The sequence below is a fragment of the Paenibacillus sp. J22R160 genome (assembly GCF_059692135.1).
In genome coordinates this window covers 63642-79567 of record NZ_JCAUAU010000009.1, presented here as the reverse complement: position 1 = coordinate 79567, position 15926 = coordinate 63642, and the positions used below count along the sequence as shown (strand labels likewise).

General features: G+C 47.1%; 15 protein-coding genes. 3 read left to right on the top strand and 12 right to left on the bottom strand.

Annotated elements, in window-relative coordinates:
• Positions 1–168: 168 nt before the first annotated feature.
• Positions 169–279 carry a YjcZ family sporulation protein gene (locus tag AC58UW_RS19320; protein ID WP_127455728.1) on the bottom strand — a complete coding sequence of 37 codons (111 nt, stop codon included), beginning with the start codon at positions 277–279 and terminating at the stop codon, positions 169–171.
• 786 nt (positions 280–1065) lie between these two features.
• Positions 1066–1167 carry a sporulation protein YjcZ gene (locus AC58UW_RS19315; protein WP_127455727.1) on the bottom strand — a complete coding sequence of 34 codons (102 nt, stop codon included), beginning with the start codon at positions 1165–1167 and terminating at the stop codon, positions 1066–1068.
• Positions 1168–1577: 410 nt separating this feature from the next.
• Here AC58UW_RS19315 and AC58UW_RS19310 point away from each other — a divergent pair, with 410 nt between their 5' ends.
• Together AC58UW_RS19310 and AC58UW_RS19305 are read left to right on the top strand one after the other, a co-directional pair.
• Positions 1578–2219 (top strand): DUF1796 family putative cysteine peptidase, encoded by a 642-nt coding sequence (locus AC58UW_RS19310; RefSeq protein ID WP_497422239.1) that lies wholly within the window; start codon positions 1578–1580, stop codon positions 2217–2219.
• A gap of 233 nt (positions 2220–2452) precedes the next feature.
• Complete coding sequence (locus AC58UW_RS19305; RefSeq protein WP_497422238.1) at positions 2453–4438, top strand: hypothetical protein; 1986 nt, start codon at positions 2453–2455, stop codon at positions 4436–4438.
• A 56-nt stretch (positions 4439–4494) separates the two neighbouring features.
• Here AC58UW_RS19305 and AC58UW_RS19300 read toward each other — a convergent pair whose 3' ends face one another.
• The 4 genes from AC58UW_RS19300 to AC58UW_RS19285 all read right to left on the bottom strand — a co-directional run bounded on the left by AC58UW_RS19300 (position 4495) and on the right by AC58UW_RS19285 (position 9378).
• On the bottom strand, positions 4495–6450 hold the full coding sequence (locus AC58UW_RS19300; RefSeq protein WP_497422237.1) for a hypothetical protein: 1956 nt from the start codon (positions 6448–6450) through the stop codon (positions 4495–4497).
• A gap of 432 nt (positions 6451–6882) precedes the next feature.
• A complete protein-coding gene (locus AC58UW_RS19295) occupies positions 6883–7875 on the bottom strand; it encodes an aldo/keto reductase (protein ID WP_497422236.1) in 993 nt (330 codons plus the stop codon).
• Between the two features lie 13 nt (positions 7876–7888).
• Positions 7889–8293 (bottom strand): nuclear transport factor 2 family protein, encoded by a 405-nt coding sequence (locus AC58UW_RS19290; RefSeq protein WP_497422235.1) that lies wholly within the window; start codon positions 8291–8293, stop codon positions 7889–7891.
• A gap of 173 nt (positions 8294–8466) precedes the next feature.
• Positions 8467–9378: an aldo/keto reductase gene (locus tag AC58UW_RS19285; protein WP_497422234.1), complete on the bottom strand. Its 912-nt coding sequence runs from the start codon at positions 9376–9378 to the stop codon at positions 8467–8469.
• Positions 9379–9724: 346 nt separating this feature from the next.
• Between AC58UW_RS19285 and AC58UW_RS19280 the strand changes: the two genes are divergently transcribed.
• Positions 9725–9895 carry a hypothetical protein gene (locus AC58UW_RS19280; RefSeq protein WP_497422233.1) on the top strand — a complete coding sequence of 57 codons (171 nt, stop codon included), beginning with the start codon at positions 9725–9727 and terminating at the stop codon, positions 9893–9895.
• A gap of 111 nt (positions 9896–10006) precedes the next feature.
• On the opposite strand, the gene AC58UW_RS19275 is transcribed toward AC58UW_RS19280, so the two are convergent.
• From AC58UW_RS19275 to AC58UW_RS19250, 6 genes are all read right to left on the bottom strand, one after another.
• Complete coding sequence (locus tag AC58UW_RS19275; protein ID WP_497422232.1) at positions 10007–10507, bottom strand: SRPBCC family protein; 501 nt, start codon at positions 10505–10507, stop codon at positions 10007–10009.
• Positions 10507–10851, bottom strand: coding sequence for an ArsR/SmtB family transcription factor (locus AC58UW_RS19270; protein WP_497422231.1), 345 nt, complete (start codon positions 10849–10851; stop codon positions 10507–10509). The genes AC58UW_RS19275 and AC58UW_RS19270 overlap by 1 nt, the downstream gene beginning before the upstream one ends.
• 21 nt (positions 10852–10872) lie before the next feature.
• The gene (locus AC58UW_RS19265; protein ID WP_497422230.1) at positions 10873–11208 is read right to left on the bottom strand and encodes a DUF1801 domain-containing protein; all 336 of its coding nucleotides are present in this window, start codon (positions 11206–11208) and stop codon (positions 10873–10875) included.
• A gap of 146 nt (positions 11209–11354) precedes the next feature.
• On the bottom strand, positions 11355–13631 hold the full coding sequence (locus AC58UW_RS19260) for a sialidase family protein (protein WP_497422229.1): 2277 nt from the start codon (positions 13629–13631) through the stop codon (positions 11355–11357).
• A gap of 22 nt (positions 13632–13653) precedes the next feature.
• Positions 13654–14994, bottom strand: coding sequence for an extracellular solute-binding protein (locus AC58UW_RS19255; protein WP_497422228.1), 1341 nt, complete (start codon positions 14992–14994; stop codon positions 13654–13656).
• An 89-nt stretch (positions 14995–15083) separates the two neighbouring features.
• Positions 15084–15920: a carbohydrate ABC transporter permease gene (locus tag AC58UW_RS19250; RefSeq protein ID WP_497422227.1), complete on the bottom strand. Its 837-nt coding sequence runs from the start codon at positions 15918–15920 to the stop codon at positions 15084–15086.
• Positions 15921–15926: the final 6 nt, after the last annotated feature.

Sequence of the window (15926 nt, the reverse complement as noted above, 5' to 3'; positions counted from 1 at the left end):
CTGGTTTCTATTTTCGAACAAACGTTCTGCGTAAGCGAAACAAACAAGGAAGTTACCCCAATTCCTCAATCCCGTTAAGATTAAGGATTCTCAACGAGAAAAAACGGCCCGTGTTCGCATCTGGTTCGCGATAGGACCGTTTTTGTTTTTCTCAGTTAGATTAAGAAATTACCATACAAAAGCTGATGTGATGATTACCAAAAGAATAAACAGAACCAAAATAGCTGCTGCGTTGTTACCATAACCTGCACAACTTCCACCATAACCTACTGCTCCCATGTGTACTCATTCCCCTCTGGTGATTTGTCACTACGGTATAAAATATGTTCGTTAAGTGGTGATTGATTGGACGTATGTACCAAATTGAGAATTGAATAGCCAGCATTTATTATAAAGATTTCGGATGGTCCCTTCAGAAGAGTGACAGCAGATATGTTGGTGCTTGTGAATTTGTACTACTGGAATCCTGATCTACATTTTTTAAAATAGACGAACAATGAAATCGGACAGAAACTGAGAATTAGTATTATCTTGTTTCGCTCACTCAGTGCCGGGTCAAACACCTTCTTATAACACCCGGAAAAAATAGCGGCTAATTCCAACTATGTGCCCACGCATTATTTTTAAACTTGAATCTTATATATTAAACCACCAGAGCAACTATCTCAAATTTCACCTTCATTTACCATAAAAGGGTCACCCTTATTCTTAATCTAAGGGTGACTTTTTTTATGATAAGACAACAACGCTAAAAAACGACACGTATTTTATTTAGCGACCTTTTTTCTTGTTGTTCTTTGTGTTGGTTTAAGAAATTAACCTGTCCGTTACTTCAACTGGGCTATTGATGCCGGCAGCCTTAATCGCATTTTTAAGAGGATTCGCAAAGCGACTAAGATATCATATTTCAAACAACCTAGTGCGTAAACATCCACTTGACCATATATTGTTATTGCCATCCAGCACCCAACTCACCCGTCACCCTCATTTAAACAACAAGAAAAAACGGTCTGTATTCGGAGCTATTTCGCGATAAGACCGTTTTTGTTTTTTTGTGATGTTGGTTTAAATTGCAAAAGTCATTAAGATAATAACCAAAAGAATAAAAAGAACCAGAACAGCTGCTGCGTTGTTAACACCGTAACCTGCACAACTTGCACCACTCATATCTACTCATTCCCCTCAAATAAATTTTCATTACGGTATATTCATACTCTCGGTACATAGTCATTGATTGGACATTAGTCTATATTTTGGTTCGTTTTTCAATTATCATTCTGCGGCAGCGAAATAACACAGGTTACACTACACATCATTTCCAACCCGCTCGTTGTAGTATCTTAGTCACAAAGTCGCCTTTAGCATTAGCCGTTGAAGGGCCTTAAGGTCAAAGGTTAGCGGAGCGACCCACAGTTGCTCAAGCTTTATGTTGAGGATAAACTTGCATATAAATTGTCTGTCAGTAAAAACTTTCGGATTACACCGTATACTTGCCCAAGCGCAATTATAATTTTTGCATACTTTAATTCTACTCGTCATTGTGGAGGAGATCGGTTGTTGAAACGGGAGTGAAAGTTATGAAATGGAGAGATTCCCTAGGTGGTTATACGGCCTACATTAGTCTGGGTTCTACATGTCAAACAGCATATCAACTTAAAAGACTGGGCTTACGAAAATATGCTGGTCCCTTAGATTGGTTTGTTTCCGATTCGATCGGGGGAGTGGTTCGTTTGATAGATCATCGTTTCAACGGATTTATGGAACTTAGCCAGCTTGAACTCATTGGCACTACCAATGAATGCTTTGTTGTAAGAGATACCGCAAATGACGTTATATCTTTCCATGACTTCCCTCTTTATCTCACAGCGGAGCGATGGCCGGAAGCTTATCCAGCGTTTAAACAAAAGCTCAATCGACGCGTAGATCGATTTTTGAAAACTATTCAAGGTCAACCAATTCTTTTTATTAGAACCAATTCTAAAAGAAAGGAAGCGCAGGAGCTACATGCAGCATTAAAAAGTCTTATTCATGGAAAGTTCCGCGTTCTGATCGTGAATAACCACCAGGAAGGTAGCAAAGACGTGATTTACGAGGATTGGGGGCTAGGTGGAATTAGCTCGGTGCTCCTACCGAAAGGAGAAGACTGGAGAGGATTTAACCAAGGTTGGGATACGTGTATGAACGGCTTCAAATTGAAATCTTCGTCCAGACAGCCTTAGGTATGCTCCTTTGTACCTTCAGCCCCAATCAGAATCCTACGTAGGGATTTCCCGCAATCGGGATCCCCAGAATCGTAGCAGCGCTAATTCGCCTTATTGTCCAATACCGCAGACATGTTTAAAGCTCAGATAATTGAAGGTCTCCAGATTCGGATCTTTACCACAACTTCTGAACCATTTCTTAGTAGAATATACTAGACGATTGAAAATTTCATCCAAAAGGAGACCAACGCATGTGGAGAAAAGCAACTCTCATCGCTGCAGCAGGCGCTGCAATCCCGTTCGTGCTGTTGACCTCCGGCGCTAGCGCATCGGAATATGCGGATACGCCGACGCAACCGGCAGACGGCATTTTCATCCCCAAGACACTTACATTCGTGGAAAACATGGCGTACTACGTCATTCCGAACACGCTCAATAACGACCCGGATGGCACTTTTGCTCCGCAAACGGTCAACGTCATCGAAGCGGAGTCGCATTGGTCTGGGGCCTATAATTGGTGGAAAATACATACCGATGTCGGCGACCGCTGGGTCAAGACCGCTCCTTGGCAAATCGAAGTGCCTCCGCCGCAAACGATTCACTTAATGGCGGAAACGCCGCTCTACGCCCGCCCTGCGGAAGCCGCCGGACCTACAGCTGCGCTATCGCCGCAGGACGTTACGGTCGTCGATGCGGAGAAGAACTGGTTCCGGCAAGCGGAACCCGACAACAATCCGATGCACTGGCTCAAAATTCACACGACGTGGCTCGGGGATCAATGGATCCACCTGCATCTCGATGAAATTGGCACGTATACAGAGACGAACAATTGGGCGTTTTATCCTGGCGTTAACTATCAGAATTCACCTTTTCTACACGTCATTACGGAGCAGAGCGATGGACTGCTAACGAACCTATTCGTTCGGCAAACCGCCCAGTTCCGCTCTCTGCTAGGCAGCTCTTACAGCTTCGAAACGGAGCAAGGTACGAAGTGGGCATACGGCCCTGGCATGCCGATTCAAGCAAGCCAGCAGACGATCAAGCGGACGAAGCCTTATGTCTTGTTCAAGTATCCTTTTGCCTATTCAGAAATCATCTCGGAGCTTCCACCCGAAATTTTGAACGTCATTGAAACGACGCAGAATGACGACTACATGACCCATGAAAACTGGTACCACGTGCGGAACGAGCAAGCCGAGGGCTGGTTCAGCCCGTCCTATGCCGAGCCGGAAGAGACGTCCGACGATACAGAATCGATCGTATTGCATAACGGTGCGACGCCTATCATGCGTTTTCCGAACAACGGGATTCCACTGAGAAACGGGCAGATTGGACCGCAAACTTTGCAGCCGCTGGCTGCTTGGAGCGCTCCGGACGGGACGCGCTGGTACAAGATCAACTCCTTTGTCGGCGAAGGCTGGGTGAAGCTTCTGCCCTTTGAAGACAGTATCACGCTTAAGGACCGCGAGAACGACGTTCAGATTCGCTCGGCGATGCGGTATCAAGGCGCCTTTTATCACAATGATGCGGGGATATTTACGTTCGGAGCTGACACCATCGGTCATTTGCAGAATGGCGAGCCGCAGCTCAGCGCGGACTTTTTGGCGAAACAGTACCAGTTCAAGCTGATTGGTCCCGATGCGAACGGCTGGTGGTCGTTAATGCATACAGCGGGGTACGGCTTCCAGCTCAAGGCTGGGGAGCAAACGGCGAAGACGTTCTGGCACGACACGCCGGTCAGTGAAGTAAAGCTCACGTCGGCGCCGGCGTCGGTTGCGGATACGAAGCTCCCTCCGCTGCTCGGCTTAGCGGAAGTGCGCCAGCTCTTCGGCGCTTCCGCGTTGTATAACGACAAAGTCGTTTTTGGCGAAAAGCACGTCGTATTAAGCTCCCGCGAATATGAGATTGGCGGTTTCACCTTGCCTGCGGCGGTCGACGGGAATCGCTTGCACCTCTCGGGCCTGCTGTACGAGAACACGTATATTGAAGCCGGAACGGAGTCCGCCGAGATGACGATCCTCGTGAAACGGCGCGATGCCGCTCCAGACGATCCGGTTGAAGTCTACAAAGCGGCAGTAAAGCGCCTTTACGGGCTCGGTATGAACGTAGACGTCTTTGACGTGACGCTCGACGCCCCTCTACAGCCGGGAAGCAATCCCCTGACGGTAGAAATCAAGGTTGGAGAGCGCATCGTCTATATGAAAAACTGGGAAGTAACAGCTCCCGCTACCAAGTAAAACATCAAAAAAGATCGTCTCCGGCCTCGTCGGAGTACGATCTTTTTCCTTTGAAGCTATTTCGTCCTCATAATCGTGAATTCTTGTTGCCATAAAACCCTACCGCCAATCTCAAGTCTGGCCCGCAGCTGGTTCTGTCCGACCTTCAGCGGCTTGATGGCTTTGTATTGGAAGAAAGCCATATCCCACTGAATTGGTGCAATCCATTTTGAGTAGGTCTGGATGGCCTCTGCCGGTGGGGCTCCAATCTCTTCTACAGTCAACTTGGGTCTTAATTCAGGTGAAGCATTGACTGGGATCTGTTGAGTGCTGTCCCTGAAGGCAACATTGAGTACCATCTGATCTGAATCGACTGAAGTGGGAATAGCAAGAGCAGTCACATTGTACGCCTGAAGAGTGAAGGTAAGGGAGTTATCAACCTTAGCTATAAGTGAACCGAACAAGTTCCGTACATCAGCTTCGTTCAGAAATATCTCTCCATTTGACGAGGCCTGTGGTGCTGCTGTCAAGCTCACCTGCTGAACCTCTTTACCGTTCCAAAGTGTTGTTGCCTGCAATGAACCGGGCTTAATGCGGAAACCATTACCAAATCTGCTGTTCTGGTATGTGGTCCAGCCGCCTGATTCACTTTTATCGTAACGGAAACCTTCGGATAGAAAGGGAATGGATACATACCATGTGTTATCGCGTATATATCCCACTTGTCGATCTTGAAACTTAAGCTCCTCACCTTCAATCTTCGCACTGTTGTAGTATAAGGTGTAGAAGGACATGTCAATAGCCGGATCAAATCCTTCACCCACAATATGATCGGAATATGGATTTAATTTCAACCAGACAAGCCCGACATAAGAATCAATCTGGTACCAACGGTTCCCTACCGTATCATCCCAATATCGAATCGGGTGAATAATTTGAGGCGACGCTTGCGCGTATTTATACCAGTTACCTGAGGGGTAGTTCATTAGCTGTGCATTTGATTTCAATTCAATGGCCACATCTGTCGGTTTAGCAGCAATAGGATCGGCAAACTGTTTATTCAACCAACCATCCCCTGCTGACGTATGAACATGATACCAGATTGGTTCATCCGCTGAATTCCCATATGGATTGTTGTTAATTCGCTCGAAAACGTGCACGTTCTGAGGCTGAAGAATTGCCACCTCTTCCCCGTAAGAATACGGTTTGGCAAAAAGCGTTGTTCGCGTATCCAGCTCCAAGCTTTCTTGGGACTCTTCAATCTTCGCACCTCGGTAATACATCCATTGAACACCGCTCATTGTCTCCACACGATAGCCCGTGCTGCTGAATGGCGAAATGAACTCTGCGGTTATTTGCCCAACACCTTGCGGTATGTTGCTTTCGTTCATGAAATATTCTTTCTCCGGCACAACGCTCCGCAGCGTACCAATACGATTAAGGGGAACTCGAATCCATTGATCACCGAGCCAGGTCGTATGAATCTGCAGCCATGTCATCGTGCTGTCATCGAAGTTATCGGCAACAAACCATCTTTTCGTAGCAGCCACCACTTCGACATCCTGCGGTGCCAATGAACCCGTTGATGGTGAATTAGCAGTCGGGTTGGCGTACATCAGCGTATTGTCGAGCAGCGATACTTGCTTCGGAGGAGAGACGTCCAACGCTTTTGAAGGCACATTGATCCACTTATCGCCAAGCCAGGTGCTGACTTTCCACCAATTATACGTTCCCGACCATGGCATGCCTGCCTTGACTACTTGCACCTCCTGAGGAGCCAAATAGCCCTGAGGTGGACCACCGGAATCCTCATATTTGTCATAAAAAGGGATGTTGCTCAGCAACCTAATAACGGCAGGCACTCTACCTGATTCAGGTACCTCCGAAGGGAACATTTCGTGCTGAAACTCCGGCTGCACACTAGGTACGGGCTTCCAAACAACAGTTGCCCCTTCCGCTGATGCGTCGAAAGCGCATGTCATGATGACTTGCGCTCCAACTACAGCCGCAATGGCTGCTTTTTTCCAGCTCATTGGATCACACTCCTATCCATTCTCTCGAGTTAAACCTGTACATTTGGTTATACTCGGTATTCGTTCCAAAGTTTTCATTTTCATGTTAACTTTAGTTGAAGAGTTGAGATGGATGTTATCCCTAATTTTCTGCGATACGCTGTTCTGTACAAGTGTGCTGACCAGCCCTGAGCATCATTGCATCTTCAAAAAGCGAATCCTTCATTCAACAATTACCTCCTTCATCCACATTAGTAAATTTAAACCTATTTAATAGACGAAAGGTATCTTCTTAAAGTTGCAATATTTGCTCAACTTCAATTTACTTTTTTTGTAAGATGAGGTTAGATGACTCAACAGTAGTATGCACAAAGAAACCGATCAATGGACTTGGGGTCTCAAGGATCGGTTTCATATAGTGGCTAATAATCGAAGTTTAAGCTTATCAGCCAATTACTTTAATGCAACTTGAGCAGACATTTCGCTTAGTTCACCGATCTCGGAGGCCGTCAGACGGAAGCTCATCGCTCTCACATTCTCCTCGACGTGGCGGAGCTTGGACGCTCCGGGGATGGCGAACACGGAATCGCCGTGTGCATGAATGATCCAGTTGAGCGCGACTTGCGTCGCGGAGGCATCATATTGGACGGCCAATCTTTCCAAGACGTCGATGAGCGGTTTCGTTTGCCGCAAGCCGTGCGGCTTGAAGCCTTTCATGAGACGGCGCGGTCCGGGGGCCTTACGAATTAGCTCCGGATTGTAATGAAACTTGCCGCTTAGAATGCCTTGCTCGAGTGGAGAATAAGCGATAATAGCAGCACCAAGCTCTTGGGCAGTCTCCAGTATGCCGTTACGTTCGATCCGACGATCCAGCAAGCTGTATTTCACTTGGTTGGATGCTAGCTTCAGACCATACTCCTTCAAGACGCGATCCGCCTCCCGCATCTTTCGTGCATTGAAGTTGCTGACCCCGATGTTGCGGATTTTGCCCTCATTCACCAACTTCGCCATTTGCCTCATCTCGCTTGTAACCGAGGAAAAAGAAAAAGGTTGATGGATCATATACAAGTCGATAGGGTATCCGTCCAAAAGGCGAAGCCGTTCATCGATCGTGCGCGGAATGTTGCTAGCGGTACGAAGCGCTGGCCACCATTTGGTGGCAACGTGAGCATCCTTGGCTAAATCCCCAGCTGCATGCAAGGATTCAGCTAGTATTTGCTCAGATTCCCCGTCGCCGTAGATTTCGGCCGTATCGAACCAGTTGATGCCGCCCTCGAGACTGACGCGTACGATGTCGTGAACGAGCTCATTGTCCAGCTTTGGCCAGAACCCCCCGACGATACCCCGTGCTCTGCTGAACTGCCAGCAACCGAGCCCAAGCGGAGATAGGAATAAATCCGTTGGACCAAACTTTCTTAATCGTGGTTTCGTTTGTTGAACCAACATTCTGCTTCCTCCTCTACAGCATAACAGCAAGCGAATCCATATAGTCTCTCCAATAAACTATTTTTCGATCTTTAATTGTAACAATTGAACAAAATCGATTATCGTAAGGCTTACCGGAGTTTGGTTGGATTCCGTGGACTTGATATTCCATAACAATAATATTTTCTCCCTGCACTTTATATGTCTTAAGGTTATCGGCATTATTAAGCTTCACACCATAATTACTAAACCAATTCATATATGTCGAGCGGCCCACCATCTTGTTTGGAAATCCTGGAATGTTGTATAAAAAATCAAATACGGCATCATCCGCAACAGCATCCCAAAAGTATTCACCATCAACTTCACCTTTAAGTCCTTCCATAATGATGTTAAAAAATGGTTCTGCATTTCTAAATCCAATAGGCTGCTTTTCCATGTTAGTACTCCTTTCGATTCCAATCATTTTTATCTTAGATTATCATATATAACTAGACAACAGTGTGTCATGTTTATTCACTCTCTTTGATCTATCGAGTTCCTTCTCTCCGATTCAGGTTTGCATCATTATCTCCATTTTGCCTAGGACAGAATCTCGCACATTTGTATCTTTTATCGATGTTGTTCATACCTATTTGATCGGGTCAATTTCTGTAGCAAAATGACCTCTTCTTCTCTTAGGGAAGGGGCTTCTGCTCCATCGATGTTCTCCAACAATTGGTTTAGAGAGCTAGCTCCTGGGATGGTCACGGCAACCGAGGGATGCGACAGTGCATAGCGAATGGCAAGCTGACTTAGATTACGGCCAATTGAATCGGCTAAATTCAACAATTTAGGATGAAGGGTGCTTAGTGTTTCTCCTGTGTAATCAAGGTAACCTTCCTGAAGTCGCTGTCCACCATTCGACAGAATGCCTCTCGCCACTGGACCACGAGCTATCATACTGATTGAATGCTCGGTAAGCCAAGGTAGCACTGCTTCCTCCGGTCGTCGATCTAATAAACTATATTGACTCATGACGCTAACAATTGATGATCGGCTTGTATATTCACGAATGACATTTGGACGAATCGAGGATATACCATAATAGCGGATTACTCCCTCTCGCTTCAATTGTTCAAAGGCTTCGATCGTCTCGTCGATCGGGTCTGCAAGCGTTCCACCATGCAATTGATATAAATCAATGTAATCCGTACGCAGCCGTTTCAAGCTTTCTTTAACCGCGGAAAGGATGTACGCTTTGGAGGCATCCCATACCCAGCCCTCTCTGCCTGGAATTCGTCTATTACCCACTTTTGTGGCTATAATGAGTTCCCCACGGTTGCGCCCATGAATCGCTGCACCTACGATTTCTTCGTTAAGACCTTCATCGTATAAATCCGCCGTATCTAGAAAATTTACCCCACGATCTAATGCTGTATGAATGATAGAGATTGCATGCTGGTGATCTGTGCCTAACGACATGCATCCTAATCCTACTTCGCCTACCATGAGCTCCGAAGTACCTAATCTGTTTCGTTTCATTACAAGGTTTCCCTCCCATATATGGTTCTAATATCTATTCGTCGACTATTACAAAGCGAGCTATCCGGACGAAATCGACCCGCCCTTTTTTCGAACAAATGTTTTTAGTTTGCATTTGTAAATTCAAAGGAGAGATATTCTCTGTGCTCCTATTATAATTTAACCGTATCGTCAAAAGAGCGAAAGACGCCTTATCAGGCGTCTTTCTTAATTTAAAGTTCGGTAATGAACTTGCGAGGGTTCCATCTCCCAAGCAACGTTGTCCGGCAGGCAGCCTGCCGAGCGGATCGCCACGATCGCCGAGATGAGCCTCGTTCACCTCGACTGTCGTGCCTGGAGGTCGTGAATGAAATCTGCGGCCAAGTCCCAGGCGGAGTCGGTATTTTCGCGATTCAATTCGCCAGAACATTTCGGTGCGAATGTGGCCACGACGACAAGTGGAAAAAATGTTGCGTTTTTACGCGACCTTGGAGCGGATAATCACGGCATTCAGAGTCAGGATGGCGACCAATATTGAACAATTGGCCACCATTGCGAATTTAGTATCGGAAGGGAAAGTAAAAGTGGTTATTTCGGAAAGGTTTCCTTTATATATCCCGAGGCTTCCGTCTCATCGATTTGTACAGGGTTACAGTTGACTGACCAGGTAATTTTCGAGTTGTTCAAACGTGCCTTCAAACCCTTGCGCAACCATTGGTGCCATCGCGTCAAATGCTTCCTGTTCCTCAGCAGAAGCGTTGATCGGTCCGCCTTGCAGCACCAAAACCGTCTTCCCCTCTTTTTCTTCGAGCGTTAGAATATTTATAATCTCTAGCGGCCAGTTCGGATTGAACGGGGCACGAATAATGTTCCCTTCTTCATCGGAAAAGGATTGAACCCATACCAGTTTCTCCGGCTCTTGCACTTCTTGGTAAACGAACTTGCCCCACATCGCATGCTGCCCATCCGGAGACTTCTGGCAGCCTAGGAACATACCGCCTGGACGGACGTCCATCTTTGCCACTTCAAGTGAGAAACCCTTGGGACCCCACCAAGAACCAAAATGCGTCGGATCAGTCCATACCTTAAATACGAGTTCTCGAGGGGCGTTAAACTCACGTTTCAATAAAAGTCCGTGTTGGTTGCTCATTAGATTTCCTCCTTGGAATTTAGAGATGAACCTGATCTTTTTAGATGAATGAGATAATCGGAAAGACGGCCAAAACGTTCTTCCCACATGCCGCGAAACGATTTGATCCATTCATCCATTTCCATTAAGGGTTCCGGGCGCAGTCGATAGATTCGTCGATTGGCGTCCGCTCGTATTTCGACAAGACCTGCTTCACTCAAGATTTTGAGATGTTTGGATGCCTGGGGTTGCCGAAGGTGCAACCGATCCGCAATTTCTCCGACCGTAAGCGGACCTTCGCGCAGCAGTTCAATGATCTGAAATCGGTTGGGTTCCGCGAGCGCGTTCAAGGTTGTCGTTTTCATTGGCCCTCCCGAAGATTTCAACTATAGTGTACTGGAGGCTTGCTGCAGAAGCCCAGACAACTGGGCGAAATCCGGCGTGTCGCCTTCCCGCAATTTGATCCACTTTCGTTCAGCGGGTCCTTCGAATCCCTTCGGAAAGTCGATACCATTTGCATTCATGATCATAAACGCAATGGCATCCTTTGAAGGCGAAATGACCGCCGCATAATGACCGTTTTTCAGAAAATGTGGTTTCTTATACTGAATGCGCTCTTCGGCTTCCGGAATTGTCTCATGAATCATGTCCCGCAGGGTCGAACTGATCCCTCCCTGCCATTCCGGCAGATTATCGATGTAGGCCGTAACTTCTTGATTCATTTCGTTTCCTCCTTTTGGATGGTTTATTGCTCATGCACAAAATATACCATCAAGGGAATATTCCCGTCAAGGAATATTAATTATTCTTTTATTCATACCGATTGAAAAGCCCTCAACCACAAGGGTTAAGGGCCGCAACAGCTCAGCTAGTGAAGTGGTGGGAACTTGGCGTATACCTGAAGCTTGGCTTTATCTATGCGGTAAAACTTAACTTTGAACTTGCCGTCAAACTCCGCTTTGGGGAACGGCTTCTGTTGTTCGCTGACACTTAAAAAGATATAATTGCCAATGATTTTCATGCTGTTGTTCATGTATCTTGCATTATTCAAAGGAGTGCTTGCGCCTGCTTCCATTTCACCCTCCCAATCGTCCACGTCCATCGCGTAGCTCCAGGTACTCGTTCCGTCATTGCTAACGGCAAGCGCATTCCGGAATCTCGGTGTTTGCGGGGCAGTATCTCTGCTTGGATCGTTATAGCTCCAGTACATATAATAAGTATTGCTTGTGCCGTCCCGTTCGATATTAAACGCGCTCATCGGTGATACAAATACAGTAGCAGCGGGCGTTCCCCATGTGACACCGTTGTCGGTGGAAAGGCTCTGGTAAAGCTTGCCCAGATCGGTGCGGAAGAAGGCTTTAAACTGTCCGCTAGTCGGAAGCTGAACAACTTTTGCCTCCTGCAAATTCACCCCTGCCAAGCCGGATACGTTCGCAGCTGACCAGGAGGCTCCGTCATTATCGCTGTAATAAATCTGCAAGCCACCTGTCGCTTCGCTGCCTGTCCCTACTGGGAAAAATATTCTCCCCGTCGTTGCCTGCGTCAATTTACCCGGCATTGCTATCCGGTTGTACCAATCATTTTCGATGTAGTATTTACCGCTCCAATTCGCCTCGCTATTGATATCGTTCGATAAGCGGACATAATCTTTGTATGTGCCTGGAACCGAAGCAGACGATGTGTTCTGCTCACGCAGCGCTTCCAGCCATTTCCCTGAATTTAGATGAATGATGTTCGGGCTCGAACCGCCAGTCTGGTCATATAATCCGGTTGCACTGTTCAGAGTCGACGATTTGTGCAAAGCAGGGGCAGACCATGTTGTGCCGTTATTCGTGGAGGTTATATATTTTGAAACTGTCTTATCGGCGGTGCTGCCTTCATTAAATATGGCGTACAGATCTCCATTGCTTTTAGCCGTCATATCAAAATTCCGCTGATAATAGGTACCCGTTCCATCAGGCAAAATATACTCGTAGATCCCGTCGTTCACCCTGCCGTCAGCTACAAGGTCGATATCGTCGAAATAGACTTGGGCTTTATTCGTGACTAACCCCATATGCCCCCAGGTCAGTTTAGACATCGTTGATGCACTTACCTTTTGCAGCCCGTCAATATATAGTGTGACCGTAGATTCATTGGCGGTAATTTTGAATGTATGCCAGCCGCTGGACAGACTTTCCGCAGCGCTTACAGACCGGTTCGTCCAGTTCGCATCCTCAGACATCCGCTCCTTCAGCACCCATTTGCCCAATCCGTAATCGTAGCCGGCCTGCACGGAGGACAGCATATGGTTCCAGCGAACAACAAACCAGATCCACGAATCGCTGGCATGACTGACGACTTTAATCCGCCCCTGGTAGACCAAATTTCGGCCATAACCGTGTAACAAAGAATAATATTCTGAATCCGCAGCCGTCTGCGCATACACGCTATTCCCGCTATCGTTCACAACACTCCAACTGCCAGGCAAGCCCTCGTAGCCCGGTTTTTCCATCCAGTGGCTCGGATCGCCGCCTGCTGTTTCATCCTCAAAGTTGTCATTGTAAACATACGTGTTTGCACTGTACACCTTGGTATAATCGACGTACATGTCGGATTCCGCCGGACCTGTTGTCCAAATGTGTACCCCCGCCGTCTGTGTGCTTGCCTGAATCGTGAAATTAGCCACATAGTCGCCGTCCATATACACGTAAGCGTTCTGCCCTCTCACCTCGGCACGGTAGGTGTGCCAGTCTGCGTCGATTGCAGCTGCATATATGTTGACGAAAGTACCGGAGGAGTTAAACGCATAAATGCCGTCCGCCTTGAGACCCATAAACAAACGCTGTGTCCCGTTGTTCACCCTCCAGTTATTCTGGTTGCCGAAGGCAGTTACCTTCACCTTAATTTCTAAATCAAAATTAGCTGGAACCGCAGCGTTCTTGTAAATTTCGCTGTTGCTTGTCGTGACACTTTGCAGATAAAGCTGCCCAACTGGGCTAATCTCTGCGGTTGAGCCGGAGGTTACCGTCCAACCGGAAGTAGTGTCCCACGATTGATCGACATAGGAGACAGGGTTCGTGGCAGCGGCAGCGATGTCCCAACCCGTGAAAATGGAGGTGATTAGAACGACCGCAAGTAAAAGTGAAATGCACTTCTTTTTCATACCGTGCTACAGCTCCTTCCTATTATTTTTTGGCATTCCCTTCATCTAATTGCTTCTGATTTTCCTTTTCGTAATTAGCCAGCGCCTGAGCCGCCGTCATCTTCCCATCGTTCAAGAAAGCAGGTTGAAAGCTGTTGAACCAGTTTTGACGCATCTGCTGGTAATTCGGAATCATATTGACATTTAAGATCGCTTTTTGCGGCATACCGCTAAGCACTTTCTCCTCCGGATCGGTAATGAGCTGCTGCAGCGATTTACGGGCCGGGAATTGCACCATTTTCACAAAAAAAGCGTCGTTGATCTCAGCGTCCTTCCCGCTTGTCATCCACATAATAAACTTGGCTGATTCTTCCATTCTCACTTTATCCTCTTGTTTTTTAATTGCAAACCCGTTGCCGCCGACGTACGTTTTGCCGACAGATCCGTCTCCAGTCGGAAACTGTGCGTACATGAGCTCCAGCGGGCCTTTGATGCTGCCATCCTTCAGCCCTTTCCGGATTTCATCGGCATAGCCGGTATTCGTGTTCATAATGCCGACCTTGCCTTGCTTAAAGAGTTCGAACACGTTAGAGATTTTATTTCCGGTAACCCCCTGAACAGCATCCTTGGAAGTCGCCAGTTTTATGAGCCAATCAAGGTTCGCAGCGTTCTTAGGTGTATTGTACGTAATTTTTTTAAACGTGCTGTCCACTTGTTCCTCTCCGTCGCTATAAATGAAACCATCCATGAATTTATCGTGATCTTTTGCGCCAACCGCAAGACCGAAGCCGTACGTGCCGTCACCGAGCGCGCCGATCTTCTGAACGGCCTTGGCAAACTGGTCCCTGGACCAGGCCCGGGTTGTCGCATTCGGAAGCAAATCAGCGGCACCCGCTTTCTCAAACAGCGACTTGTTGATCATCAACGCCTGACTGCTGATCGCCACTGGTAAAAAATGCATCATCCCGTTGTATTTGCTCAGCTCCAGAGCCGCCGGATTCATGTCATCGAGGTTATAATCTTTCGTGATATAGCTGTCGAGCGGCGCCAGTACGCCGCGCAGCGTAAGGGGACCCAACCTCTGCACCCCGTCGTCATAAATATCAGGGAAATCATTCGAAGCGATCGCCACGTTGACTTTCTCGTCAATTCCAGTCGCTGGCAGCGTTGTTACCTTGATTTCCACGTTGGGTGCAATAGTTGCATATTTCTTAACGAACTTCTCCATGTCTTCCTGGCTGAAGGTCAGGTTCCAGAATTCAAGCGATACCTTTTTCGTGCTGGTTCCAGCTTCTCCGCTTGAGCTGGAACCTGTAGAACAGCCGCTTACGATTACCATGCTGGCGAGCAATACCGCTCCGGTGAATGCCATCCATTTTCTCATCTATGTAACCTCCCTAAAAGTTCTTATTCATGATTTGGTTGTTGTTTGGCAAGCTATTCGTTTAACATTTAAGAAGTTCGAATCGCTCCTCAGCCTTTTACAGCCCCCATCGTTATACCGCTTGTAAAGTAGCGTTGGAACACAATGAATACCGCTACAAGCGGAAACGCTCCGACGACAGCCCCCGCCATCAGCCGGCCATAATTCAACACAATTTCGTCCGACAACGAAGCAATACCGAGCGGCAGCGTTTTCATAACATCCGATTTAACGACAATCAACTGCCAAATATAATCGTTCCAGACATAGACGAAAGCGAACACGGCCAATGCACCCAGCCCCGGTTTTAGGATTGGCAGCAGAATCCGATGAAATGTTGCCCATTGACCACACCCGTCAATCTCCGCAGCATCGAATATTTCTGAAGGTACAGTGCTGATAAACTGTTTCATCAGGAACACCCCGAACGGCCAGCCGATGACCGGCAGCAGGATCCCCAAATAGGAATCCAACAGCTTCAGATTCTTCATCATCATAAACAACGGAAGCAGGATTACTTCACGGGGAATCGTCATAAAAGCCAACACAATAAGAAATAAAACCTTCGAACCTGGAAACTTCTTTTTAGCCAACGGGTAGCCGGCCAAGGCCGCTAAGTAAACGATCAGAAATGCGGCAACAATCGCAACTAGAACACTGTTGAACAGCCAGCGGACTACTTTCGTTTTCGTGAACAGATAGACGTAATTGTCTAAATTCAAGTGCCTCCAGGGTGCATCAGGCGGAAATTTGACCGAATATTGGTTAAGCTGCAAGGAATTGATGACCGTCCAATACAATGGAACGATGCTTAGGATTGATGCCAGGAGCACCAAGGCAATTGTCAGCAATTGAGGAGGAGAATAACGTTTTCTGTTACTTAACACGTGATG